Origin of the sequence: Rhodococcus sp. A14, from assembly GCF_011603105.1 — a bacterium.
In the GTDB taxonomy this organism is placed as follows: Bacteria; Actinomycetota; Actinomycetes; order Mycobacteriales; family Mycobacteriaceae; genus Rhodococcus_F; species Rhodococcus_F opacus.
This window is the reverse complement of the sequence record NZ_JAAOQS010000008.1, coordinates 1-26,076: the sequence shown is the minus strand read 5'-3', so window position 1 is coordinate 26,076 and position 26,076 is coordinate 1. Positions and strand designations below refer to the sequence as shown.

16 protein-coding genes and 1 pseudogene are annotated in these 26,076 nt (G+C 67.3%); 2 read left to right on the top strand and 15 right to left on the bottom strand.

The window, feature by feature from the left end; all coding sequences use genetic code 11:
• Positions 1 to 6 precede the first annotated feature (6 nt).
• The 14 genes from G9373_RS06665 to glf form a co-directional block, all read right to left on the bottom strand.
• A complete protein-coding gene (locus G9373_RS06665) occupies positions 7 to 1,551 on the bottom strand; it encodes an acyl-CoA carboxylase subunit beta (protein ID WP_005565873.1) in 1,545 nt (514 codons plus the stop codon).
• Complete coding sequence (gene pks13, locus G9373_RS06660; protein ID WP_005565876.1) at positions 1,548 to 6,524, bottom strand: polyketide synthase Pks13; 4,977 nt, start codon at positions 6,522 to 6,524, stop codon at positions 1,548 to 1,550. The genes G9373_RS06665 and pks13 overlap by 4 nt, the downstream gene beginning before the upstream one ends.
• A 73-nt stretch (positions 6,525 to 6,597) precedes the next feature.
• Positions 6,598 to 8,493 (bottom strand): long-chain-fatty-acid--AMP ligase FadD32, encoded by a 1,896-nt coding sequence (fadD32, locus tag G9373_RS06655; RefSeq protein ID WP_054246989.1) that lies wholly within the window; start codon positions 8,491 to 8,493, stop codon positions 6,598 to 6,600.
• A 187-nt stretch (positions 8,494 to 8,680) separates the two neighbouring features.
• On the bottom strand, positions 8,681 to 9,670 hold the full coding sequence (locus G9373_RS06650) for an LLM class F420-dependent oxidoreductase (protein ID WP_005248835.1): 990 nt from the start codon (positions 9,668 to 9,670) through the stop codon (positions 8,681 to 8,683).
• 194 nt (positions 9,671 to 9,864) lie between these two features.
• A complete protein-coding gene (locus G9373_RS06645; protein ID WP_005565878.1) occupies positions 9,865 to 10,845 on the bottom strand; it encodes a cutinase family protein in 981 nt (326 codons plus the stop codon).
• A gap of 6 nt (positions 10,846 to 10,851) precedes the next feature.
• Positions 10,852 to 11,427, bottom strand: coding sequence for a DUF732 domain-containing protein (locus G9373_RS06640; RefSeq protein WP_064080280.1), 576 nt, complete (start codon positions 11,425 to 11,427; stop codon positions 10,852 to 10,854).
• A gap of 126 nt (positions 11,428 to 11,553) precedes the next feature.
• Entirely contained in the window at positions 11,554 to 13,440 is a 1,887-nt protein-coding gene (locus G9373_RS06635) for an alpha/beta hydrolase-fold protein (RefSeq protein WP_037204975.1), read from the bottom strand.
• A gap of 131 nt (positions 13,441 to 13,571) precedes the next feature.
• Positions 13,572 to 14,567, bottom strand: a complete 996-nt coding sequence (locus tag G9373_RS06630) for an alpha/beta hydrolase family protein (RefSeq protein WP_080606195.1) — start codon at positions 14,565 to 14,567, stop codon at positions 13,572 to 13,574.
• Between the two features lie 285 nt (positions 14,568 to 14,852).
• Positions 14,853 to 15,863 carry an alpha/beta hydrolase family protein gene (locus G9373_RS06625; protein ID WP_043789365.1) on the bottom strand — a complete coding sequence of 337 codons (1,011 nt, stop codon included), beginning with the start codon at positions 15,861 to 15,863 and terminating at the stop codon, positions 14,853 to 14,855.
• Positions 15,864 to 16,200: 337 nt separating this feature from the next.
• A complete protein-coding gene (gene zomB, locus G9373_RS06620; RefSeq protein WP_005565887.1) occupies positions 16,201 to 18,120 on the bottom strand; it encodes a flagellar motor control protein ZomB in 1,920 nt (639 codons plus the stop codon).
• Between the two features lies 1 nt (position 18,121).
• Positions 18,122 to 19,027, bottom strand: a complete 906-nt coding sequence (locus G9373_RS06615) for a decaprenyl-phosphate phosphoribosyltransferase (RefSeq protein WP_005248842.1) — start codon at positions 19,025 to 19,027, stop codon at positions 18,122 to 18,124.
• Positions 19,024 to 19,542 carry a phosphatase PAP2 family protein gene (locus G9373_RS06610; protein ID WP_005260442.1) on the bottom strand — a complete coding sequence of 173 codons (519 nt, stop codon included), beginning with the start codon at positions 19,540 to 19,542 and terminating at the stop codon, positions 19,024 to 19,026. The genes G9373_RS06615 and G9373_RS06610 overlap by 4 nt, the downstream gene beginning before the upstream one ends.
• Positions 19,523 to 21,439, bottom strand: a complete 1,917-nt coding sequence (locus tag G9373_RS06605) for a glycosyltransferase (RefSeq protein WP_005248844.1) — start codon at positions 21,437 to 21,439, stop codon at positions 19,523 to 19,525. The genes G9373_RS06610 and G9373_RS06605 overlap by 20 nt, the downstream gene beginning before the upstream one ends.
• Positions 21,436 to 22,653: a UDP-galactopyranose mutase gene (gene glf / locus G9373_RS06600; RefSeq protein WP_005260443.1), complete on the bottom strand. Its 1,218-nt coding sequence runs from the start codon at positions 22,651 to 22,653 to the stop codon at positions 21,436 to 21,438. The genes G9373_RS06605 and glf overlap by 4 nt, the downstream gene beginning before the upstream one ends.
• Positions 22,654 to 22,800: 147 nt before the next feature.
• Here glf and G9373_RS06595 point away from each other — a divergent pair, with 147 nt between their 5' ends.
• A complete protein-coding gene (locus tag G9373_RS06595; protein ID WP_005565890.1) occupies positions 22,801 to 23,925 on the top strand; it encodes a glycosyltransferase in 1,125 nt (374 codons plus the stop codon).
• Here the strand turns inward: G9373_RS06595 and G9373_RS06590 are convergent.
• Positions 23,922 to 25,496: a SpoIID/LytB domain-containing protein gene (locus G9373_RS06590; RefSeq protein WP_133985909.1), complete on the bottom strand. Its 1,575-nt coding sequence runs from the start codon at positions 25,494 to 25,496 to the stop codon at positions 23,922 to 23,924. The two genes, G9373_RS06595 and G9373_RS06590, sit on opposite strands and share 4 nt — an antisense overlap.
• Before the next feature lie 236 nt (positions 25,497 to 25,732).
• Here G9373_RS06590 and G9373_RS06585 point away from each other — a divergent pair.
• Positions 25,733 to 26,076: pseudogene (locus G9373_RS06585) on the top strand (cold-shock protein); the annotation flags it as partial.

Sequence of the window (26,076 nt, the reverse complement as noted above, 5' to 3'; positions counted from 1 at the left end):
GGCGACCTACAGAGGCATCAGATCGTGCTTGCGCGGGTTGCGCTGCACCTTCTTGTCGCGCAGCATCGTCAGCGCCTTGCGGATCTCGAGCCGAGTGGTGGCGGGCTCGATGACGGCGTCGATGTAGCCACGCTCCGCCGCGATGTACGGCGTCGCGATGTTCTCGTTGTAGAAGTTGATCAGCTGCCTGCGAACCGCGGGAGCGTTCTCACCCGCGGCCTCGATCTGCCTACGCCCGATGAGGTCGACAGCACCCTCCGCACCCATCACCGCGATGCGGGCGGTCGGCCACGCGAAGTTGATGTCGGCGCCCAGCTGCTTCGAGCCCATGACGGCGTACGCGCCGCCGTACGCCTTGCGGATCACGACGGTCACCTTCGGGACCGTCGCCGTCACGAACGCGAAGATGAACCGGCCACCACGCTTGATGACGCCGATCCGCTCCTGCTCGAGGCCGGGAAGGAACCCGGGCGTGTCGACCGCGAACACCAGCGGGATGTCGAAGGCGTCGCAGATACGGATGAAATGTGCGGCCTTGTCCGAGGCCTGGGCGTCCAGCGCGCCCGCCGCGACCAGCGGCTGGTTCGCGATCACCCCGACCGTACGTCCGTCCACGCGGGCGAAGCCGGTGATGATGTTCAGCGCCACCTGCCCGCCGATCTCGTGGAACTCGCCGTCGTCGAAGATCCGCAGCAGGATGTCGTGCATGTCGTAGCCGGCGTTGTCGGCGTCCGGGATGAACGTGTCGAGGTCGCGGTCGGAGTCCGTGATCTCCGGTTCGAGACCCGGGTTGACCACCGGCGGCTTCTCCATGCAACTCGACGGCAGGAAGCTGAGGTACTTGCGCACCCACTCGAACGCGGCCTTCTCGTCGGCCGCCACATGGTGCAGGTTGCCGTACTGCGCCTGGTTCCGGGCGCCACCGAGTTCTTCGAGGCTGACGTCCTCACCGGTGATCTTCCGGACCACGTCGGGCCCGGTGACGAACATGTACGACTCCTCGGTGGCCACCAGGACGTCGGTGTTGATCGGCGCGTAGACCGCGCCGCCCGCGCACTTGCCGAGGATCATCGAGATCTGCGGGCACATCCCCGACAGCGGTTCCTGCCGACGGCCGAGCTCCGCGTACCAGGCCAGCGACGTCACCGCGTCCTGCACCCGGGCACCGCCCGAGTCGTTGATGCCGACGCAGGGGCAGCCGATCTTGGCGGCGAACTCCATGATCGCGGCGACCTTGCGGCCGAACATCTCGCCGACGGAACCGCCGAACACGGTCTGATCGTGCGAGAACACCGCGACCGGTCGTCCCTCGACGGTCCCGTGGCCCGTGACGACACCGTCGCTGTACAGGGCACCCGGATCACCGGGCTGGCGCATCAGGCCGCCGACCTCGATGAAACTTCCCGGGTCGAGCAGCATGTCGATGCGTTCGCGCGCGCTCGGAATACCCTTCTTCGCGCGCTTGGCGATAGCCTGTTCGCCCGCGGGTTCCTTCGCCGTTTCGAGCTTTTCGCGCAGTTCGGCAAGCTTCTCTGCGGTCGTGGTGGTCACTGATGCGCTCCGGTTCCGGCGGCCTGGATCGCCGCCAGCTTCTTGGTGAGGTCGGCACCGACCTTCGCGATGTACGGCTCGTCGACGATCTGGATGTGATCGCCGCCCACGTGGATGATCTCCAGGTTCTTCACCGCGTCGCCCCAGCCGCCGTCCGGCTTCCGGGTCTTGAACGCGGGCTCCAGGTTCATCACGTCGTCGTGGTAGCGGTCGGCCATGTACAGGACGACGTCGCCGTCGTACTGCTCGAGCTCGGCAGTCTGGATGGCCCGGTTGTCGAGCCACGACGTGCGCTGATGCTCGATGATTCCACCGGGAATCTTCGTACCACTCAGCTTGAGCAGTTCCGTCAGGATCTTGATCTGCTCTTCGTCGCTCTCCGCCGCAGCGAGCTTGTCGTACGGCAGCGGGTAGTCCACGTTGTACGTCTTCTTCGCGAACGCGGCGTACCGCTGCCAGCGTTTACGGATCTCGTCGGGGGTGTCCTCGACCTTCTCCCCGGCCATCACCGTGTCGATCAGGCCGACGATCCGGACGTCCGCACCCGACTCGCGCAGCAGCTTCGCCACCGCGTAGGCCAGCACACCGCCCAGCGACCAGCCGTACAGCACATACGGTCCGTCACCCTGGATCTCACGGATCAGCGGCAGGTACTCCGCCGCGCGGACCTCGATCGGACCCTCGGTGCGCTCGAACCCGTACATCGGCGTGCCCTCGGGCAGACGCTTCAGCAACGGCTCGTACGCGACCGTCGAACCACCGGCCGGGTGGAACACGAACACGGGGACGGCATCCGATCCTTCCGGGCGGGCCCGCAGCGCACGGACCAGTCCGTCGATCTTGCCGGAATCCTCGAGGAATCCGCGCACCACATTGGCGAGTTCCTCGATGGTGGTGGAGTCGAGAACGTCGTCGAACGTGATCTCACCGTTCGCGCGTTCCGACAACCGAGCCGCCAGCTTCTCCGCCGTCTCGTCGTTCAGGATCGGCAGCGTGTTGAAGATGCCCTTCGCGGACTCGCCGGTGACGACGGCCCACGTGGCGAACGTCAGACGCTCGGCGGCGTCGCGGGGCGGAACGTCGGAACCGGTCGCGTCGGCGAACGCTTCCTTGCTGTCCACGGCGGCCGCCTCGGGAGTAGCAGCCGTCTCCGGCACCGGCGTCGCGGCGAGGATCGCCTCGGCCTCGGCCTCCACGGACGTGTTTTCCGCGTCGAGCGGAGACGCGGCGCCCTCGGATTCACGAGCGGCCTCCGAGTCACGGTCGGCCTCCGCGGCCTCCGCGGCCTCCTCCGCTTCCTTCTCGGCCTTCTGCTTGTCCGCCAGCGCCTGCACCTCTTCGCGGTTCTCGACCGCGTAACGCAGGTACTTGCCGACCTCCATCAGATTCGCGTCCCGGACCGCCTGCAACTGCAGCTGCGGGATGTCGAACTCGTACTCGACGCGGTTCTTGATGCGGACGGCCATCAGCGAGTCGAGGCCCAGCTCGATGAGCGGGATCTCGGCGGGCAGGTCTTCCGGGGCGTAGCCCATGGACTCGGCGACGATCAGCGCGAGACGGTCTTCGAGGGTCTGCGAACCGTTCGGGTCCCACTTCTCGCCGATGTCCTCGACGACCTCGGGCAGCTCCTCCACCGGGGAGGTCGACTGCACCGGCGGCGCGACGACCGGCTCGGGCAACGCCGCACCGGACGTGACGGCGGCATCGAACAGCAGCGTGAAACTCGGGCCGCTCTTCGCGTGCACCTGCAGCGACGCGCCACCCGGATGCGGGTTGAGCGTGGTGGTGAGCGTGCCCTCCGCGGGAGCGTGAGCGTGCAGGACGGACGCGGCGAGCGTCACGTCCGACAGCACCTGCGACGCGGCGGCGGTGACCAGTGCGGGCAGGTCGGTGACCGCGCCGGCCTGGACCTCCCACACGTGGCGGCCGTCGGGCAGCGACACGTGCGCACCGGGGACACGGGTGTTGCCGCTGGAGTCGATGCGGGTCTCCACCCAGTACGGCTTGCGGATCCACGCGGTACGCGGAACGGACGCGAAGTCGCCCTCGGGGAGCAGCGACGACAGGTCGACGGCGTGCCCGTGCACGTACAGCTGCGCGAGCGCGGCGAGGACACCGAGCGGCTCGTCCTCCTTGCGCTTGAGCGTCTGGATGAGCTGCATGTCGTGCAGGCCGGCATCGAACGCGGTGGCGGCCACCGACATCAGGGCCACCGGGTTGGGCGCCAGCTCCACGAACGTGGTGTGCCCGTTGCCCACGGCGAGGCGCACGGCGTTGGTGAAGTACACACTGTGGCGCAGACCCTTGGTCCAGTACTCCTCGCGGTGGATCGGCTCGTGGCCGGCGCGGTAGTACGTGTCCTGGTCGACCGAGGAGTACACGCCCAGCTTCAGCTTGGTCGGCTCGATCCCCGCCAGTTCCGCGGCCAGCTCGCCCAGCAGCGGATCCACCTGGGAGGTGTGGCTGGCGCCCTTCGTCTTGAGGACGCGGGCCATTTTCTCCTCGCCCTCGGCGCGCGCGACGATCGCGTTGACCTCGGGCTCGGGGCCACCGATCACGGTGTGCGTCGGGGCCGCGTACACGCAGACCTCGAGGTGCGGGAAGTCGGTGAGGACGGTCTCGATCTCGGACGCACTGTACTCGACGAGCGCCATCAGACGGATGTCGTCGCCCTCGAGCGTGGCCTCGGCCTCGCCCATGAGGCGGGACCGGGCGCAGATCACCCGCACCGCGTCCTCGAGAGGCAGACCACCCGAGATGTACGCGGCGGCAGCCTCGCCCATCGAGTGCCCGACCACGGCCTCGGGCTCGGCGCCGTGGTGACGCAGCAGGGCCGCCAGACCGATCTGGATGGTGAAGATACCGACCTGGGAGGTCTCGACGTCGTAGTCGATCGCGTCGTCGAGGAACTTCTCCTTCATGGAGTAGCCGGCCTCGTCCTCGATCAGCGCGTCAACCTCGTCGATGGCGGCGGCGAAGACCGGGTTCTCCAGGTAGAGCTGCTTGGCCATCTTGCGGTGCTGCGAACCGAAGCCCGACAGGACCCAGACGGCGCCCTTCGACGACGGCGAATCCGCCGAGAACACACCCTGCCCGGGCTTCCCTGCGGCGATGGCGCGCAGCCCGGTGACGGCCTCGGAGCGGGTCTTCGCCAGGACGACGGCGCGCGAGCGGCCGTGGTTGCGGCGGGCGAGAGCACGCGCGACATCGGCGAGCGGAGTGGTGCTGCCCTCTTCGGTCTCCAGCCAGTCGGCCAGATCCGCGGCGGCCCGGCGGCGACGCGACGGCAACGCACCGGACACCGCGAGCACGATCGTCGGCTCGACGGCCTCGGACACCGATTCCTCGGTGGGAACAGCGGGCTCGGTGACCTCGGCCGCGTCGTCCGCGGCAGGTCCGGTGTACTCACGCACGACGACGTGCGCGTTGGTGCCACCGAAACCGAACCCGGACACACCGGCGACGGCCGTGCCCGTGTAGCGCGGCCACGCCGCACCCTCGGGAATGACCTGCAGGTGCGCCTTGTCGAACGCGATGTACGGGTTGGGTCCGGCGAAGTTCAGCGTCGGCGGAAGTGTGTCCTCCCGCATCGACAGCACGACCTTGATCAGGCCCGCCGCACCTGCGGCGGCCTCGAGGTGACCGAAGTTGGTCTTGGCCGAGCCGAGCAGCGCGGGCTTGTCGTCGGCGCGGCCACGACCGACGACGCGTCCGAGCGCATCTGCCTCGATGGGGTCGCCGAGGATGGTGCCGGTGCCGTGCGCCTCGATGTAGTCGACGCCGGCCGGGTTGATGCCCGCGTCCCGGTACGCGTGCCGCAGGACGTCGGCCTGCGCGTCGGGGTTCGGGGCCGCGAGACCGTTGGAGCGGCCGTCCTGGTTGACCGCGCTACCGGCGATGACGGCGAGGATCTCGTCGCCGTCACGCTCGGCGTCCTCGAGACGCTTGAGGACGACGAGGCCGCCACCCTCGGCGCGGATCATGCCGTCGGCGTCGGAGGAGAACGCCTTGATGCGGCCGTTGGGGGCCATCACACCCAGCTGGTCGAAGCCCAGCGTGGCGGGCGGCGCGACGAGCATGTTGACGCCACCGGCGAGCGCGAGATCCGACTCACCGGACCGCAGCGAGCGCACCGCCTGGTGCACCGCGACGAGCGACGACGAGCACGCCGTGTCGAGGGCGATGGACGGTCCGCGGAAGTCGTAGAAGTAGGAAACCCGGTTGGCGACGATGGACGTCGACGTACCGGTCAGCGCATACGGGTGCGCGTGGACGGGGTCGCTGACCGCGAGCAACTGGTAGTCGTTGGCCGAGCTGCCGATGAACACACCGACCTGCTCACCCTTGAGGTCGCTGGCCGGGATGCGGGCGTGCTCGAGGGCCTCCCACGTCAGTTCCATCGCGAGGCGCTGCTGCGGGTCGACGTTCGCGACCTCCAGCGGGGACATCGCGAAGAACTCCGCGTCGAAGGTCTTCACGTCGTCGAGGTAGCCGCCCTGCGTGTTGGCCTTCTCGACGGCCGCCTTGATCTGCGGGTCGGAGGTGAACTCCTCCCATCGACCCTCGGGCAGGTCGGAGATGCCGTCGCGGCCCTCCGCGAGCATCTGCCACATCTCGGCGGGAGTCTTACCCGCGCCGGGGAAGCGGGAGGCCAGACCCACGATCGCGATGTCGTGCGCGTCCGACGTCGGCACCGACGCGTAGTACGCGGCGTCGGCGGAGTCGTCGGGCTGCTCGGGTTCGCCCTCGATGATGCGGGTGGCCAGCGACGCGATGGTGGGGTGCTGGTAGGCGACCGTCGCGGTGAGCGTGACGCCGACCAGTTCCTCGATCTCGCCGCTGAGCGCGACCGCGTCGCGAGACGAAAGACCGAACTCTTCCATCGGACGGTCGTCGGTGATCTGACCGACCGGTTGCCCGGTTGCGTCGGCAATCCAGTTGCGCAGCCACTCGCGCAGCTGCGCGACCGTCATGTCACCTGTGCTGCTGGTCCGGTCATCATCTTTTTCAGCCATCAACTCACCAAGCTACCCGTCAGGAAGTGGACTATTCGGAAACGCTATCGGGGAAGGCCGTCTGCGTGTATCCGCCGCGCAGGGTGCCTTCGATGTAGCTCGCCTTGCACGCGCGGCGGGCGATCTTGCCGCTCGACGTACGAGGAATCGAGCCCGCGGGCACCAGCAGGATGTCGCGCGCGGTGACCCCGTGCCTGCTCGACAACGCCGCCCGCACCGTGTCGGCGATCGGCTGGGGGTCGGCCTTGCCCGCACCCGGTGCGCGCTCGGCCACGATCACGAGCTGCTCGGACGAGTCGCCCGCGTCGTAGTTCAGACCCGAGTGTGTGTTCTCGAACACGACGGCGGGCAGCTGGTTGGCCGGGACCGCGAACGCGGCGACGAAGCCGGGGCGGAGCGCGGTGCTCGCCTCCTGCGCCGAGTACTCGAGGTCCTGCGGGTAATGGTTGCGGCCGTCGACGATCACGAGGTCCTTGACGCGGCCCGTGATGAACAGCTCGCCGTCGATGTAGACGCCGTAGTCGCCGGTCCGCATCCAGTTGGCGTCCTCGGGGGTGCCCTCCGCGTGGCTGCCCTCGGCGAGCCGGTTGGTGAGCTTGTTGTGGAACGTCTCGGCGGTCTCGTCGGTGCGACCCCAGTAGCCGATGCCGATGTTCTCGCCGTGCAGCCAGATCTCTCCGACCCGGTCGTCGGGCTGCTCGATGCGCGACTCCGGGTCGACGATGGCGGCCCACTGGCTGCGCGAGACGTACCCGCAGGACACCTGTGGGATGGCGTTCTCGGCGTCCTGGTCCACCTTCACGACGCGACCTGCGTTGAGCTCGTCGCGATCGACGTAGATGACGCGGGCCTCGTCCGAGTGCCGGGTGGAGGACACGAACAGGGTGGCCTCGGCCATGCCGTACGAGGGCTTGATCGCCGTCTTCGGCAGGCCGTACGGCGCGAATGCCTCGTTGAACTTGCGCATCGACGACGTGGTGACCGGCTCGCTGCCGTTGATGAGACCGATCACGTTGCTCAGATCGAGGCTCTCACCGTTCTTCGGCAGACCGCGGGCGGCCGCGTGCTCGAACGCGAAGTTCGGTGCGGCCGCGAACGTGCCCGCACCGTCGGACACCGCTGCCAGTTCCTTGATCCACCGGTACGGCCGCTGCACGAACGCGCGCGGGCTCATGATGGTGATGTACTTGCCGCCCAGGGCGGGCAGGATGACGGTCAGCAGACCCATGTCGTGGAACAGCGGCAGCCACGTGACGCCACGCGAGTTCTCGTTGAGCTCGATGGAGTCGACCATCTGCAGCGCGTTCGTGCCGACGGCGCGGTGCGTGATCTCCACACCGGCGGGCACACGGGTGGAACCGGACGTGTACTGCAGGTACGCGATGTCGTCGAGATCGATCTCGGGGCGCACCCAGGACTCGCCGACGCTGTCGGGGATGGCGTCGACGGCGATGATGCGGGGGCGTTCGGCGGCGGGGAGGGAACGGAAGAACTGTCGAACACCCGCGGCGGAGGAGGTGGCCGTGAGGATGGCGGCAGGCTTGCAGTCACCGAGGACGGCGTGCAGACGGTCGGTGTGGCCGGGTTCGTCGGGGTCGAACAGCGGCACCGAGATCGTTCCGGCGTGGATGGCGGCGAAGAAGGAGATGACGTAGTCGAGACCCTGCGGCGCCAGGACGGCGACACGGTCGCCGGGCTTGGTGACCTGCTGGAGGCGCGCAGCGACGGCGCGCAGGCGGTGGCCGAACTGTTCCCAGGTCAGCTCTTGCGCTTCGCCGTCTCTGTCCCGCGAATAGTCGATGTAGCGGTATGCCAGCTCGTCCGAGTTCTCCCGGGTGTGCCGCTGGACGTAGTCGACCAGCGTGCTTCCCGAGTCGAGCCTGATATGGCCCTTCTCGTCGATAAAATCATCGAACTTCGCGTTCATTCCATCTCCTCCGAAGCGATCACACAGGCATGCCACCGGCATGACTGCGCCCCAGACTTCCTTCGCCGAATCGGATCTTGTACAACTCGTGGGGAATGACGTAACTCGCCACTCACCCGAATAAGTTCATCGATTCCAAACCATCGATATGTTACAGATTGGCATCGCCGCCCTCGGTACGCTGCGTCTACTCGCCCTTCAGTTGCGAGATGATCGGCGCGAACGCATCCATCTGTGTGGGGAACACACCGACGTAAGACATTGTCGTCTTTTCTCGCACCATGCGTATCTGATCGGCGATCTCCTCGAAGCTTCCGATCGCGAGATACGGCGAGCTCAGGATGTCTTCGACGGACAGCTTCGTGTCGACCTCGATGTTGGGCGGGAAGCCCTGATCGAGTGCGGCGAGCGCCATCTCGGCGGTCTGCTCACGGTCGTCGGTGATGACGATGGTGGTGATCGTCCAGTTCAGTTCGATGTCGTCGAACCGGTCACCGGCAGCTTCCCGGATACGGTCGACGCGCTCCATCGTCTTCTCGAGCGTGACACCCGAGAGCAGGAGCTTGCCTTCCTTGCTGGTGGGCGTCGCCACGGAGATGATGTCGGCGTACTTGGCCGCGAGCGCCAGCATCTTGGGGCCGCCGCCGCCGACGGCAATCGGGGGACGCGGGCCCTGCCGCGGTCGCGGGCTGCCTGTCAGGCCCTTGATCTGGTAGTACTTGCCGTCGAAGTTGCACTCCTGGCCGCGCAGCAGCACGTCGAGGATCTGCAGGGTCTCCTCGAGCTTGGCGATCCGGATGCCCGGGCGCTCGTAGTCGATGCCGCCCTTGTCGAACTCTTCCTTCATCCAGCCGGCGCCGATGCCGAGTTCGAGGCGGCCCCCCGACAGCACGTCGATGGTGGCGGCGTCCTTGGCGAGGATCGCCGGGTGCCGGAAGCCGTTGGCCAGGACGGCGGTGCCGAGCCGGATCTTGTCCGTGGCGATCGCGAGTGCGCCGAGAGCGGCGATCGGTCCCACCTGGTTACCCAGGTGGTCGGGGATCATGAAGCTGTCGAACCCGAGTTCCTCGGCCTTCTGCGCAAGCTTGACGAACCGACGCGCGCCGCCCTCGTCCGCGTTGCCCTCTCCGCCTGCCGCGAATCGGAACTTACGCAACGAGCTGGCGTCGGAACTCATGAATAGCTTCTCCTGTGGTGAAACGCCCGCGTTTCAGGACGTGAACATCGGTGGGGTCGGGCACCGGTGATGCCGCAACAGTGCAGCACTCTACCGGTGCCGAGAAACGCACACTACCGGCCAGTACGCGTCTCGCCTATCTGTTTGGGACGTTTCACGGCTCACCGACCACGGTGAACCCACCCGCCACAAAATCAACTGTGTGCCGGGGTCGGGGCGGCGTCTATCTTCTCGGCAGCCCAACCGGCGATCCACTGCGTGGCCGTCGTGCCGGAGTCGTCGACGACGTACGAGTTGTACATCGCGTGGACGGGGTTGTTGTTGTACTCGAGTAGACGTAGTCCGCTTCCGATCCAGTTGCTCGGTTTCAACGCCTGCGCCGGGGCGTCGCAGATTCCGTCCGTCGGGGCGCAGATCTCGACCGCCCGGTCCGTGAGATCACCGAAACCGCCGGGGCGCGGGCCGGTCATTGTGATACCCGGGATCTGCAGACCGGCCAACGACAGTTCGGCTCCGACGCCGGTGACGGGCTGGCCGACATTCGTGGCGGCGGCCGGGTCGCGGCGACCGTCGGCGATGAGCCCGACACCCAGCACGAGATCGGCCGGAACAGGACCGTCACCTGCACCGATGCTCGACGCGACGTCGCCGGCGATGACCGCGCCCTGGGAGAAGCCGGTGAGCAGGAAGCTGGTCAGCGGGCACTCGGCGTGACGACGGATCAGGATGTCGTTGGTGGCGGCCGTGCCCGCGCCGCGGCTGTTGTTGTACGACTGCTGCCCGTCCGGCGGGAAGGCGATCGGGTTGGAGAACTGGGCGACGTACGGAACCGTGTACACGTCGGCGCGCGACGGCTCGAACTGCTCCTGCAGCGGCCGCGACACGTTGAGCATCAGCGACGCCGGGTTGGCCGACGGGTTGTACGGGTCGTCCGTCGGGCTGGACTCCCACGTGCCCGGGACGACCACCACCTGGACGTCGGGGCAGCTGGCCGGCTGGGCGTTGGGACGCTCGGGACCGGGCGGGGTCGGGATCGGCTTGGGCAGTCGCCCTGCGAGGAGATACCAGAGCGCGATCACTGCGACGAGAATCACCAGCAGGATCACGATCAGCACCACCAGCTTGCGCAGGAGGCTGCTCTTCTTCTTCCGCGTTCCGCGCCCGGTCAACGACATCGACGTCTACTTGCAGTAGGTCGCGTGGGCGACATCCATGTAGGTCTGGGCGTTGGCCGTCGCCTGCTCCTGGGTCAGTTCCTGACCCGCAGCCGACGCCTCGGTGCCGACCATCGCTGTGACGAACACCATCGCTTCGGCGTCGCTCTTGCCTTCGGCCTTGGCCTGGCAGATGAAGTCGGCGGTGCTCACGGCCATGGTGCCGTCGGCGGCCGGCTCGATGCCCTTGGCCTTCAGCGCGTCGAGGAACTTCTGGCCTTCGGCGCTGACCGGGACCTCGCTGGGGCCGGGGAAGTCGCCCGGAACTTCCTCGGGCTGCTCCGGCGGCGCCGTCGCCGCCTCACCCGGGCTCGTCACCGGCGCGGAGGCCGGGGCCGAGGCGCTCGCGCTGGGCGCGGCAGACGCCGAGCTCTCGGCGGAGCTGGACGCCGCAGCGGTCGTCGTGGCGCTGGTGGACGGGTTCGACGTCGCCGTGGAATCGTCGCTGCCGCACCCGACCAACAATCCGCTCGCTGCGACGGCGAGCGCGCCTACGGCGATCGTCCGTCGGAAGGTGGTGCTGATACGTGAGTGCTGCGGCATCTATTTCCGTCCTTGCTTTCCAAGTCGTTGTCTCTCGACAGGGTACAGACGCAGATCGGGCGGAACCCTGGTCCGCCGGACCCGGCCCCGCCCGCTGCGAGTGAGATTTCTACTGCGATCCGGCCATCAGTGAATCTCGGCCTTGTTGTCGATCACTGTGACGTAACCGGTCTGGAAGTTCTGCTGGACGCCGCCGGGGATGGCGAACTTGTCGCTGATCGGGAAGCCGAGCCGGCCGCCCTCGTAGCCGGCGCTCTTCCAGGCGTCGAAGATCGGTCCGTTCTCGACGGCCCACGCACCCGACAGCGGGCTCCAGTAGATGTTGCCGCCCTCGAACTGGTTGAACCGGCCGCCGTCCTTGACGGCGATCTCACTGGTCTTCGGGAAGCCGAGCCACCCGCCCTCGTAACCGAGTTCGGCATACTTGCCCATGATCATTCCCTGCACGCGGTGGGTGCCGTTCGCGGGACTGAAGTACATGGCGCCGATCTCGAAGCCCTGCACCGCGCCGTCCTTGCCGGGCGTCGGAACTTCCTCGGCCACCGGGTATCCGAGCGGTCCGCCCTCCCAGCCCTGACGTGCCCACTCGTCGCGGATCGCGCCGCGGACGGCGTGCGCCCCGGTCTGCGGCGACCAGTAGACGGACCCGTGCTCGAAGTGGTTGAAGCGGCCGCGACCGTCGGGGGTGGCCAATTCGGGCGTCGTCGGGTAGCCGAGCGGCCCACCCGGACCACCGGTCGCCTGGTAGACGCCGCCGATGGCGCCGGCCACCGGCTGCGCGCCGGTGTCGGACTTGGCGAAGATCCGGCCGTTGCGGAAGTCCTGCACCGTTCCGCCCGCGAGGCTGTACTCGGGGGTCAGGCAGTCGCCGATCCACGGGTTCGCGCCGGCGACCCCGGCGATGGAACCGCCTGTGGTGCACACCGGCTTGTCGGGTTCGACGTCGACGGCGCCGGCGAGCTGCGGCCACAGCTGGTGGAGCTCGAACTGCCAGTACGGCCACGAGTGTGTGCCGGACGGCCGGTAGTTGACCTGGGCGGGGATGCCCAGCTTGTTGAGCTTGGTCGCGAACGTCTGCGACGTGAGCCGCGACAGGATCTCGAGGCCCATACCCGCGTAATTGGTGCTGACGCCGGGGATTCCGGACGGCTGGTCGTACGGGCCGGTGGTTCCGCTACCGCTGGAGATGTACAGGCTGACGCCCTTGAGCTTGTCGGCCAGCAGGTAGGGGTCGTGCTCCTCCCACGCCGAACTGGTCGGGGGTCCCCACATCGCGTCCGCGTCGAATCCGCCTGCGTCGCTCATCGCGTACGCGACGGCCTGCGGCATCCCGAGCGCGGTGGTGGTGAGCATGCCGGACAGCGACGCGGCGAACGTGAAGAATCCCTGGTTGCGGGCCGCGAGGAACATCGCGGACGTGCCGCCCATCGAGAGTCCGATGACGCCGCGTGTCTGCGTGGTGCGCCAGTCGCTTTCGAGGATCGGGGGCAGTTCCTTCGTGAGGAATGTCTCCCACTGATAGTTCTGACCGTTGTCCTGGGCCACCCAGTCGGAGTAGAAGCTGGACTGGCCGCCGACCGGGAGGACGACGTTGATGTTCTTGTCGGCGAAGAACGACTCGGCGTCGGTCTCGAGCGTCCAGCCGTTCTCGTTGTCCTGCGCGCGGAGACCGTCGAGCATGTAGACGGACGGAAACTTCTCCGTGGGCTTCGAGTTCCAGTCGCGCGCAAGCAGCATCTGCACCTGGATCGGCACGCCCATCGACGGAGAGTTGATCCAGATCGCCACGCGACGGTCGGTGAGCCAGTCGACGTGATGGATCGTCGCGCCGCCCGGAGCCTGCGTGGCCACCGGAGCCTGCGCGGCGACCGGCGCAGCCGAGACGGTGGCGGTCTGGGTGAACCCGACCGCCACCGGCACCACGAGCACAGCGGCAAGCGAGGCCAGCGTCCGCCTTCGGACATTCCCGGCCGACGAACGCTGACGTTCTGCCTTGAACAGGCCTACTCGCATGACGTTCACTCTCTCTCTGCGCGTCGAGGCCAACACGGAGCACGGCCTCGCGTTCCGGTTCTTTCTACACGCAAACGACAGACGAGTGGGAGTGCCGCGCTGTTACAGCTGGTGCAATTGTTACTTCCGAGCTACCCGATCGTGTTGCCGAGGTCGCCCGCCAGATCGTGGATCTGCTGCTGCCAGTAACGCCACGTGTGGATGCCGCGGGGCGGGAAGCTGTAGGTGACGTTCTTCGCGCCGAGGGTCGCCATCTTGACCTGGAAGGCACGGGTGTTCGCCAGCGACAGCGCCTCGAGGCTCGCACCGGTGCTCGCGTTGAAGACGTCCATGAATCCGGTCGGTGCGGCTCCGCCGGGGGCGGGGATGCCGTTGGCGGCCGACACCCACAGGCGGGTGTTGTTGTCGCGAAGCTTGTTCGCGAACACGAACGGGTCGTTGCGCAGCCACGCCGGGTTCCACGGCGGACCCCACATCGCGTCGACGTTGTAGCGGCCGGCGTCGAGCATCGCGATGCGGATGGCCTCACGCATGCCGGGAGCCGAGATGTTCAGGTACCCGGACAGCGAGCCCGCGTAGTTGAACTGATCGGGGTGGTAGGCGGCGAGGGTCAGGGCGGCACTGCCACCCATCGACAGGCCGATGACGCCGTTACGGGTGGACTGGAACCCGAGGCGGTTCGCCAGTGCGTCGCGAAGTTCCTCCGTGAGGAACGTCTCCCACTTGTACGGGGTCTTCTGGCCGTTGAGGTTCGAGTTCGAAATCCAGTCGGAGTAGAAGCTGGACTGCCCGCCGACCGGCTGGACGACGTTGATGTTCTGCGAGGCGAGGAACGGGCCCGCGTCGGTGTTGACCTCCCAGCCGCTCAGGTCGTCTTGCGCGCGCAGACCGTCGAGCAGGTAGACCACCCGGTTGGTGTTGCCGTCGGCGGCCCGCCAGATGCGGCTCTTGATCGGGCCCATGGCGGAATCGACCCAGAAGTCCTGCGCGGCGGGGTCGAAGGCGGCGGATGCGGTTGCGCCGCCGCCCACCATGGTCACGCCCAGCGGCAGTGCGACCGCCAGAGCAATTGCGGCGGCAGTACGCCTGGCCCATCCGCTTGTTCTCGTCGAACCCCCAACACGCATGAACTCGTCTTCCCTCCGCTTGATCCGTCTCGCGCCGCGGCCGCGGCAACCTCTCGATAACTCTCGTGAAAATCTCACGTACAGACGCCACCCGCGCAGCGCTCGCTGCGCGGGTGGCGTCTCGACGGGATCACCTTACTGACAAAACGTTCCGTTGTGCACTCTCGGGGGAAGGGAATCCTGGGTTTTCCCTCACGCCCCGGCCGTGGCGCGGGCACCCCGGAGCGCACGAGTGCCGCCCCGCCGGATCGGCGGGGCGGCATTCGCCACGAGGGTGGTGTCAGATCACCAGGCGCCCAGTGTGTCCAGGATCTGGCCGCGCGCCTTGAACAACTCCGAGCCCCAGTACGGCCACGAGTGCGTGCCATTGGCGGGGAAGTCGAAGGTGGCCGGCACACCGAGGGTGGCCAGACGCACCTGGAAGGCGCGGGTGTTGGCCAGGGCGAGAGCCTCGAGGCCCATGCCGTTGGCGGTGTTGTAGTAGTCGATCGGAGCGCGCGGGTGGTCGAACTCACCGGGCAGACCGCTGGCAGCCGAGATGAACATCGACAGGCCCTGCAGACGCGGCGCGAACACGAACGGGTCGTTACGCAGCCACGCCGGGTTCCACGGCGGACCCCACATCGAGTCGACGTTGAAGCGGCCGGCGTCGAGCATCGCGACGCGGATCGCCTCACGCATGCCGGGAGCCGAGATGTTCAGGTAGCCGGACAGCGAACCGGCGAACTTGAACTGGTCGCGGTGGTACGCGGCGAGAGTCAGAGCGGCGCTGCCACCCATCGACAGGCCGAGGACGGCGTTGTTGGTGCGCGAGACGCCGTAGTTGGCCAGGAAGTCGGGCAGTTCCTGCGTCAGGAACGTCTCCCACTTGTACGTGACGGGCTGACCGTTGAAGTTGCTCGCCGAGTACCAGTCGGAGTAGAAGCTGGACTCGCCACCGACGGGCATGACCAGGGTCACGTTGTCGTTGCGGTACTGGTCGAACGCGTTGGTCTCGAAACTCCACGCGTTGCGGTCGTTGCGGGCGCGCAGTCCGTCGAGCAGGTACAGGGCGGCGCTACCGCCGCGGGCTGCCCACTGGACCTGGACCTTGATCGGTCCCATGGAAGAGGGAACCCACAGTTCCTCGTAGCCACCGGCCGGCGCGGTCTTGGCGGGACCCGCGTGCGTCGGTGCTGCTGCGGCGACGGCTCCACCAGCGATTCCTGCGCCCATAGGCAGTACCAGTGCGACGGCTCCGATGGCCATCGCACGCTGCTTGAGGCGCTGAGACAACCTCGGTCTGGCAAAACGCATGAATACTGCTCACTCTCTTCGTCTGCGGACTCCGCCACTGGGCGGCTCCGGCGGATTCCGTCGGGGAACAGGCGACCTGCCGGCCCGGGCATGAAGCCGGGTCGGCAGCGGACCTCTTCCAAGTCACACTGCGCTCGGTGGACTGTATGTCACACGAACTTCTCTGACAAACGCTCACGGAGCGCTTTCCAGGGAACTTCCCAGACCACCGTCACGATGACTCATCATCGACGTACATCGTCGCCGACAGTTCCTGCGTTACACAAACGAGATCTGATGTTCCGACATCGAGATCTACCCGGGACGCCCTGGTGACCCACGCCCCGCCCGGTTCGCCCTATTTGGCTGGTTCCGGGAACGGCGGCTCGAGATTGCACCGCTGAATTTCATATGCGGGCACTCGTTCGAATCGATAACTCGCGAAATGCAGCGCATCCTTGAAATTCTGCTTGAATCGCGGCCACGTCAGTTCCGACCGATACGACGTCAGCAGGTCCTGCGTCTCGGGGCACGTGAGCGCGACCCGCGCCTCGGTCACCCATTCCTCATCGAGGAATCCGGGCATCCACGGGTGCTTGTCGATCATTCCCGTGTCCACCACGACCCAGTCGGGGTACAGGTTCTTGTCGTGCCCGATACGGCCGTCGTCCAACCGCTCGGTGTGCGCCGCGAGCGGGTAGGCGAGACCCATCTGGTCCAGCACACGCACGTCGAGACCGACGTTCATGCTCGTCATGCCGAGGTTCAGGAAGTACACCGTGTGACCTGCGCCGCCGTCCGGGATCGGAAGGGGCGGAGGAACGACGAACCAGTACGTGTAATCGGCGGACGGGATGAGCAGGCCGCCGTCCGGGGTGTCCGAGATGGTCTGCACCATGGCGCGCATCCGCGGGTAGTCCAGATAATCGTCCGCGCGAATCGGGTGCGCATGACCGGTGTTGAGAACGTAGAAGGCGCGTTCGTCGACAATTCCGGAACGTCCGATAACGACACCTTCCGGCATTCCCGTCGTGTTCGACGCGAAAAACGCCCACACGACGGTGCCGGCCCACAGGAAAGCCATTGCGAGGAAAATCGACGATTCCCCATTACGCCCCCACGCCGCCCGGTCCGGAATTCGCACCGGAATTACGGCGACGGGAACGATGAAACAGAACAGAACGGGGAGAAGAACGCGGCCGTGCATGAAGTCGCCGCCGACGCGCAACGAGTACAGACCGAGGATCAGCCCGCTCGCGAGAATGAACACGACGACGGCGTTCTGCGTCCGCAGCCATCCGCGCAGGCGCGTCAGCCGATTTCCTTCGGTGTGACGAACACCATCTTCGATGGACTTGTCCCGGCCGCGCCAGGCGATCACGGCGCCGGCGAAAAGGAAGACCAGCGGTAGCCACAGCAGGTACGGGCCGAGCAGATTCCAGAGGTAGGCGAAACCCTGCGACCACTTGGCGCCGCCGGCGTCCTTCGACACCGCGGTGTTGGGGTACGGGAGGGCGTAATAGCCCATTCGCCAGATCTGGTAGCCCACCGGGACGATGCCGGCGACGAACACCATCGCCACCCGCACCACCCAGGTGAGACCGGGAGCGAGGAAGATCATGGCCAGCGACAGCACACCCAGGATCGCCAGCTCGGGGCGCACGAGGGGCCCCATGCCCGCGATGAACGAGAGAACGAGCACCGAGGTGGTGGACGGAGCGGTGGCCTGACTCCATCGGACCAGCAGCAGCCAGAGCAGCGCGATCCAGAAGATGACCAGGCAGCTTTCGAGACCCGACGTCGCGAAGTCGCGGGCCGGGGGCACCGCGATGTACACGAGCACACCGGCGGGCATCAGCAACAGCGTGCCGCCGCCGGCGAAGGACCCACCGCGGTACAGGCGCGCGGTGCCGAACATGGCGAGCACGATCGCCGCCGTGGACAGGATCAGCGCGATCGTCAGGACGACGTATTCGAGCCGGGCCTGGGAGAGCCAGCTGAACGCGTAGACGATGTATGTCCACGCGGTGCTGGTGTTGGCCTCGACACGCTCACCCGAGTTGAAGACCGGACCGTTGCCTGCGAGGAGGTTGCGGACCGTGCGCAGCACGATCAGACCGTCGTCGGCAATCCATCGCCGTTCCCAGGCACCCCAGAACATCAGGAGAGCCGAGATGGCCACACCCCCGAGGAAGACCACCCTCGAGAGGATGGCCTTCCGGTGGCGTTCGGTGGTCCGCTCCGCGGCGGCGTCCGAGTCCTCGGCGCCTCCTACCAAGTCAGACGAGGTAGACAGCGACACCCACCACTCCGATCCAGGCAATCGCGAGGAGTTGGAGCACGCGGTCGCCCAGCGCGATCTCCTCGGGCTCCCCCGCCTCGCCGCCGTCGACGTCCACGGCGTAACGCAGGATCGCGATGGTGAACGGCACCATGGAGATGGCGTACCAGTTGGTGGCCTTCAGGTCGTCCTGCTGGAACGCCCACAGTCCGTAGCAGAGCACGACCGCGGTGGCGCTGAGCGTCCACACGAAACGCAGGTACGTCGTGGTGTAGTTCTCCAGGGACTTGCGGATCTTCGCGCCGGTGCGCTCGGCGAGCTGCAGTTCGGCGTATCGCTTACCGGCCGCCATGAACAGCGAACCGAAAGCCATGACCAGCAGGAACCACTGCGACAGCGCGATCTCGGCGGCCACACCGCCTGCGATGGCGCGCAGCAGGAACCCGGACGAGACGATGCAGATGTCGAGGACGGCCTGGTGTTTGAGACCGAAGCAGTAGGCCAGCTGGATGCCGATGTAGACGGCCATCACGACCGCCAGCTGCCAGTTGGCGAGGAACGACAGGGCGATGGACCCGCCGAGCAGCACGACCGCCATGCCGAACGCCAGGTTGACGGGCAGCACACCGGCCGCGATGGGGCGGAATCGCTTGGTGGGGTGCGCGCGGTCCGCCTCGACGTCCATCGCGTCGTTGACGAGGTAGATGCCGGACGCTGCCATGCAGAACACCACGAAGGCGAGTGCGACGGGAAGCAGGACGTCGGATTCCGTCGCCGTGCCCGCGGCGACGGGAGCTGCGAGGACCAGGACGTTCTTGACCCACTGACGCGGGCGGACGGCCTTGACGATGCCTGCCGCCAGGGATGTCGGGGGTCCGGTGACGACGGCCGGTTCCTCGCTCATTTCTCTCCAAACTTCTGCTCGGCCTTCAGCACCGCGACCGCAGAGGCGGCCCCCAGGGCAGATCCGGCGAGCACATCGGTCGGGTAGTGCACTCCCAGAACGAGCCGGGAGAGCAGCATCGGCGGTACCAACAACGCAGGCAAGGGTAGCCCGGTGAGACGGCCGAGCAGCACGGCAGCCGCTGTCGTGGACGTTGCGTGCGACGACGGGAAGCTCAATTTGCTGGGCGTCGACACGTTGACCTGGATCGACGGGTCGTTCGGCCGGGGGCGGCGGACGATGCGTTTGATCACGATCGAGGCCGCGTGGGCGCCGACGGCACCCACCGCAACTCCCGCCCACTGCCGGCGACGAGGCTTGTCGAGTGCCGCGCCGATACCGGCGACGGCCACCCACCCGAGGGCGTGCTCACCGAAGTGCGACATACCCCGGGCGGTCGAGACGACGCCGGGACGGCTCGCGATCGTCGACTGGACGGTGTGCAGGATGTGAATCTCACTGGATGCCGAAGACACGTTCCCACCTCTCCTTGCTGGTCAGGGCAGGAACGGCGTCCTGGTACTCGCGCTTGAGCTCGGGGAACCGCTGGGCCAGTTCACGGCGTAACCGGATCGCTTCCTTCAGCAGCGCGAGCGCCAGCTTGGGGTTGCGCTTGCGGTAGACGACTCCTCGCCCGTCCGCGGTGGTGACGGTGACGCCGTCCACCTGGGACAGCAGGAACCACCGCGCGTCGATGGTGGGCACGTTGAGCTGGGGACGCTCGTGGTGCTGCTCGTGCGCGGGCTTCACGTTGTGGACCAGGCCCTTGCCGAGACGCACGATCTTCGCGAGCGGGTTCGTCGGCAGGCCGACCGCGCCGACTTCCTCACCGGAGGGCAGCGGCAGGCTCGTCGACGACGGCAGCACGACGGCGTCCGGGTACTCCTTGCGCATCGCGTGGACGTTACCGAGCGCGGTCGGGAGCAGTTCGAAGATGTGCTCGGGGCCCTGCAGGAAGTCGGCGATGGCCTGGTTCTGGATCGCGACGGTCGAGTACTCGAGGCACAGCAGGTGCTTGATCGTGGCCTTGACGGTGTTGATCACGAGTCCGCGGCCGTTGCCCGGCATGTGCAGGGCCGCGACGACGAGCCGGTTACGGAGGTGGAAGTACGCCTGCCAGTCGATGGCGTCGTCCTTGTCGCTCCACGCCATGTGCCAGATCGCGGCACCGGGCATGGTCACGGTCGGGTAGCCGGCATCCCGGGCACGCAGGCCGTATTCGGCGTCGTCCCATTTGATGAACAGCGGCAGCGGCTGACCGAGTTCCTCGGCGGCCTGCCGCGGGATCATGCACATCCACCAGCCGTTGTAGTCGACGTCGATCCGGCGGTGCAGCAGCCGGGAGTTCTCGCGGTCGCTGAGCGGGTAGCGGGAGAAGTCGTGGTCGTACTCGACGTTCGGGGCGGCCGTCCACATGAAGATGCTGCGGTCGACGACCTCGCCCATCGAGTGCAGGTGACTGCGCTCCTGGAGGTTCAGCATCTGCCCGCCGACGAGCATCGGCGACTTCGCGAACCGCGACATCGCCAGCGCGCGCAGGATCGAGTCGGGTTCGATCTCGATGTCGTCGTCCATGAACAGGATGTGCTGGCAGTCGGTGGTCTTCAGCGCCTCGTACATGATCCGGCTGTAGCCGCCGGACCCGCCGAGGTTCGCCTGGTCGTGGATGGCCAGCCGGTCGCCGAGCGCTTCGGCCGCCTCCGTGAAGCCGGGCTCGTCCTTGACCTTGCGGGTGCCCTGGTCCGGAATGATGACGGCCTTGACCACGTCCATGACGAGTTCGTCGGACGCCAGCGCCGTCAGCGCCTTGACGCAGTCGGTGGGTCGGTTGAACGTGGGGATGCCGACGGCGACGGTGGCCTCACCGGGGGCGTCGACCGGCGCGTACCAGCCGGCGCTCTCCAGCACGACCTCGGTGTCGGTGGTGATGTCGAACCAGATCCAGCCGCCGTCCTCGAACGGGGCGAGTTCGATCTCGAACTCCAGCGCGGCGTCACCGTCCTGGAACTCGCGGCCTTCGACGTGGATGCGCGACGAGTCGGCCTTCGAGCGGTACACGTCGATGCGGCAGTGCCCCGACAGCTCGAGACGCAGCACCACGGAGTTCAGGGTGCTCCACCGGCGCCAGTAGCTGGCCGGGAACGCGTTGAAGTAGGTGCAGAACGACGCCTCCGCCTCGGCGCCGACCGACAGCGAGGTGCGCGAGAGCGAATGCGCGCGACGACTGTTGGTCTTCGCCTCCTCCAGGTAGAGGGTGCGGACGTCGAGCGGCTCGCCGGCACGCGGCAGGATCACCCGCTGCAGCAGCGACTTGCCCAGTAACGGGGCGTCCTCGGTGACCTTCTCGGATTCGAGCAGATGTCGGGCGCTCATTCGGCATCCCCCACCAGGGCCGCACCGGATTCGAAGTGCGGACGCAGGGAGTTGTCGAACATCGACAGCGCGCTGGCGATCGCCATGTGCATGTCCAGGTACTGGTAGGTGCCGAGACGGCCGCCGAACAGAACCTGGTTCGACGCCATCTCCTCCTTCGCGCGGTCGCGGTAGGCGGCGAGCATCGCGCGGTCGTCGGGAGTGTTGATCGGGTAGTACGGCTCGTCCTTGCTCTCCGCGAACCGCGAGAACTCCCGCATGATGACCGTCTTGTCCTTCGGGTAGTCCCGCTCCGGGTGGAAGTGGCGGAACTCGTGGATCCGGGTGAAGGGCACGTCGGCGTCGTTGTAGTTCATGACCGGGGTTCCCTGGAAGTCGCCGGTCTCGAGCACCTCGGTCTCGAAGTCGAGGGTGCGCCAGCCCAGCTCGCCCTCGGAGTAGTCGAAGTAGCGGTCGAGGGGGCCGGTGTAGACGACGGGGGCGTCGGGGCTCTCGGCGCGCAGGTCGTCGCGGACGTCGAACCAGTCGGTCTCGAGCCGGACCTCGATCTTCGGGTCCTTCGCCATGTTCTCGAGCCACGCGGTGTAGCCGTCGACGGGCAGGCCCTCGTACGTGTCGTTGAAGTAGCGGTTGTCGAACGTGTACCGCACCGGCAGGCGGGTGATGTTGCCCGCGGGCAGGTTCTTGGGGTCCGTCTGCCACTGCTTGGCGGTGTAGTCGCGCACGAACGCCTCGTACAGCGGCCGCCCGATCAGGGAGATCGCCTTCTCCTCCAAGTTGGACGCGGACGCCGAGTCGATCTCGCTGGACTGCTCGGCGATCAGCTTCCGCGCCTCGTCCGGGGTGAAGTAGCGCCCGAAGAACTGCGACACCAGGCCCAGCCCCATCGGGAACTGGTACGCCTGCCCCTTGTGCAGCGCGAACACGCGGTGCTGGTAGTTCGTGAATTCGGTGAACTGGGTGACGTAGTCCCACACCCTCTTGTTCGAGGTGTGGAACAGGTGCGCTCCGTACTTGTGGATCTCGATGCCGGTCTCGGGCTCGGCCTCCGAATAGGCGTTTCCGCCCAGGTGATGACGACGGTCGAGCACCAGCACACGCTTACCCAGCTGTGTTGCTGCACGCTCGGCGACGGTCAGTCCGAAAAATCCGGAGCCGACGACGATGAGGTCGTACCGGCCAGGGGCGGTTGTCTCTGGGGTTGCAGCGGTCACGATGAACCAGGGTAAGCGACTCCGCCGCCCGTGCGCGGCCAAGGGGGGCAAGGACCCCCTCGGCACGCACGAGGAGTTCTCCCTGTATTCACCGGTTCTGCAGACCTCGTTGTTCCCGCCGACGCGGCGATCGCGCTTCATGAGCGGGTGCGCATCGTCCAGCTGGCGAACTTCTACGGACCGCGGTCGGGTGGGCTTCGCACCGCCCTCCACAACTGGGGTCAGGGGTACGTCGAACGCGGGCACGAGGTGGTCCTCGTCGTCCCAGGTCAGCGCGACTGCGAGGAGCTGCTGCCGAGTGGGGTCCTGCGGATCACGCGGTCTGCTCCCACCATCCCCGCGACAGGGGGTTATCGCGTGGTCAATCCGCGGCGGGTGGCCGACGTCGTCAGCGGTCTGCGACCCGACGTCCTGGAGGTGTCCGACCGGCTCACTCTGCGCGGTTTCGGGGGCTGGGCCCGCACCCGTGGGGTGCGCAGTGTGGTCGTGTCACACGAACGCCTCGACCGGCTGCTCGGCCAACTCGCTCCGCGTCGAGTAGCCCGCGGCTGGGCCGATATCGCGAACCGCCGGATGGCCCGCAATTACGACGCCGTCGTCTGCACGACGGACTTCGCGAGCGAGGAGTTCACCCGGATCGGGGCCCCCAATCTGCACCGGGTCCCGCTCGGTGTGGACCTCACGATGTTCCATCCCGGCAAACACGACCAGGTGATGCGCGACTCGTTCGCCGACCCGGCGCAACGTTTCCTTCTGCACTGCGGCCGGCTGTCGGTGGAGAAACAGGTGGAACGGAGCATCGACGCCGTCCGGCTGCTGCGGCGGCAGGGCCACGACGCCCGGCTGGTCATCGCCGGGGACGGCCCGCGGCGTGAGGCGCTGCAGTACCGGGCCCGCGGGCTCCCCGTGCACTTCACCGGTTTCATCAGCGACAAGGGCCGCCTGGCGTCGCTGTTCGCGTCGGCGGACGTGTCGCTGGCGCCCGGACCGCACGAGACGTTCTGCCTGTCGGCGCTCGAGTCGCTCGCGGCGGGCACCCCGGTGGTCGCGTCACAGTCGTCGGCGCTCGCCGAGATCATCACACCCGGCTGCGGCGCCCTGGCCCGGGACCGGGGTCCCGCGTTCGCCGAAGCGGTGAGCGGCATACTCGCGATCCCCTCACGCACGCGCCGGGCGTCGGCCCGACGGCGGGCCGAGGACTTCGGCTGGGGCGAGTCCGTCGACGGGATGCTCGCCGTGCTCGAGGGAACCGGTCCGCTCTGCCCGGCCTAACTGCCGCCCGTCGGTAACCACTCGCGCAGCACGCTGGCGTCGATCACCTGCGCGCCCAGCTTCTTGGTCCAGATGATGGTTCCGTTGGTGTACATCCGGAACTTCCCCGCCTCCGACGGCAGCATCATCTCGGGACCGATCGGCGCTCCCAGCGTGCTGTTGACGCCGCCGAGTTCCTTGTACTTCTCGGCGATCGGCGAACCCTCGGTGGTGCCGACGGTGTCCTCGTCCTCACCCGCGGACGCGAGGGTGGACTCGGGTTCGGGGGCGGAAGGCGGTGCGGGGACGCCGAGCCCGTCACCGACCGTGAACCAGTCGGACTTGAGTTTCAGCTTCGACCGCGCCTCGGCGCCCGTCGCCTCGGCGGTGCCCGACGATCCGACCACCTTCACACCGGTGACGCGTCCGCCGTCGACTCCGAAGTTGTTGCGGGTGACCACCTCGAACGATTCGAGGTCTCCGACGTTGAACGCGGACGCGATGTCGCCCGCGGTGAGGGTCACCGTCCAGTCGTGGTTCGGTGACACGGTGTCGCCCTGGTCCTCGACGGCCGGGAACTCGCCGCCCGCGGTGTATCCGCCTGTGGACGAGGAGAATTCGGCGGCGACGGGCTTGTTGTCCTTCGTCAGGATGGTGCCCTTGGTAGAACGGACGGCGTCGGTGGTCCGCGGGTCTTCCTTCGCGGAACCCCCGTACACCTGGCAGCTCTGGGTGTCGCAGGTCTTCGCGTACTCTTCCCGGTTCTCGGCGGCAGCGTAGGAGCGGGCCGCGACGGCCTGCGCCCGAAGCGCCTCGGCCCCACCGGTGTCGGCCCAGCCGGCTTTCGCCTCGGCGGGCACGACGCCCAGGAGGTAGTCGTCCATGTCGAGGACGTTGACGGTGCGGACGGCGGCGCCGTCGAGCGCGACCCCGAGCGCGCCGCGGTAGGGGGTGTCACCGGCGCACAGCTTCAAGTGCTCGTTCGCGGGACGGTCCGGGGTCAGGTCGACCGGGTCCACCCACGGATGGTCGGTGGCGTCCTGCCACAGGACCTCGCCGGCACATCCGCGCGTCACCACGACGTTGGCGCCGCCGTCGGCGGTCGGCGTGAGGTGGACGGCCTCTCGCGGTCCGACGGGCTTGCCGGCGACGACGGCGCCGGCGTCGGAGTAGACGTCGAGCGGCTGATCGTCACGCGCCTGCAGCCGGACGCTGATCTGTGCGTCGGCGAGGGTGCCGAGTGTGGTGCCGCCGTAGTAGTGGCCGAGGATGCGCTCGGCCGCCCATCCCTGATCTTTCGCGTATCCGTAGGCGCCCCACTGGCCCATCCCGCGGCCGTGGCCGTTGCCGTGCCCGGAGAGCGTGTACGGCGTGTCGGAGGCGACGGTTTCCCGGACGTCCTGGCCGGAGGAGCGCACGTGCACGACGACGCCGGTGACGGCGCCGACGACGAGGACGGGTGCGATGCCGAGCGCCGACGCGCGCAGAAGTCTGGCCGTGAATCCGCGCGGGGCTGGAGGGCCCGCGATGTACCGCCTCCTGCGGGTCCAGGCAGGTCTACCTGCACGAACCCCGAATTCGGTCTTCGCCATCACTGCACTCCTCATCGCTGAACAACGAGCGCTGAGACGGGGCGTGCACCTCGTCTCAGCGGGTCCGAGAAATTCGGGATAAAGTCTCAATGTAAGGTTGAGCGTTATGGACCTGTGTGACTAGTGTGGCAAGAGTGGTTGGAGTTAGCAACAACAGTCTCTTCAGTCACATGAGCATCACGAGTTGCAGACACGCGAGGTCGCTCGCAGGAAACTACAACTGAGGAGAGTCCCCCTTGCCGCACCGTCGACCGAAGCCCTCGATTGTCCTCGGGGCTGTCGCCGCTCTGGCTGTCGCAAGTCCCGTTGCGGTCTACGGCATCAGTAGCGCACCCTCCGACGTCAAATCCACGAACGAAACCTCCAACTCGGCAGTGTCCACCGAGATCGCGCAGGTCGTGCTGTCGCAGATCCCCGACATCGTCATTCCGCTGAAGGAACTGACCGGGCTGAACCTGCCGGACGTCAACATCGGCGACCTCCGGAACCTGAAGATCCCGCCGTACCTCCACATCCCCAGCAACGTGCAGCTCCCGGGCGGAATCCAGATCCCGAGCCTGCAGATCCCACTGAAGCTCCC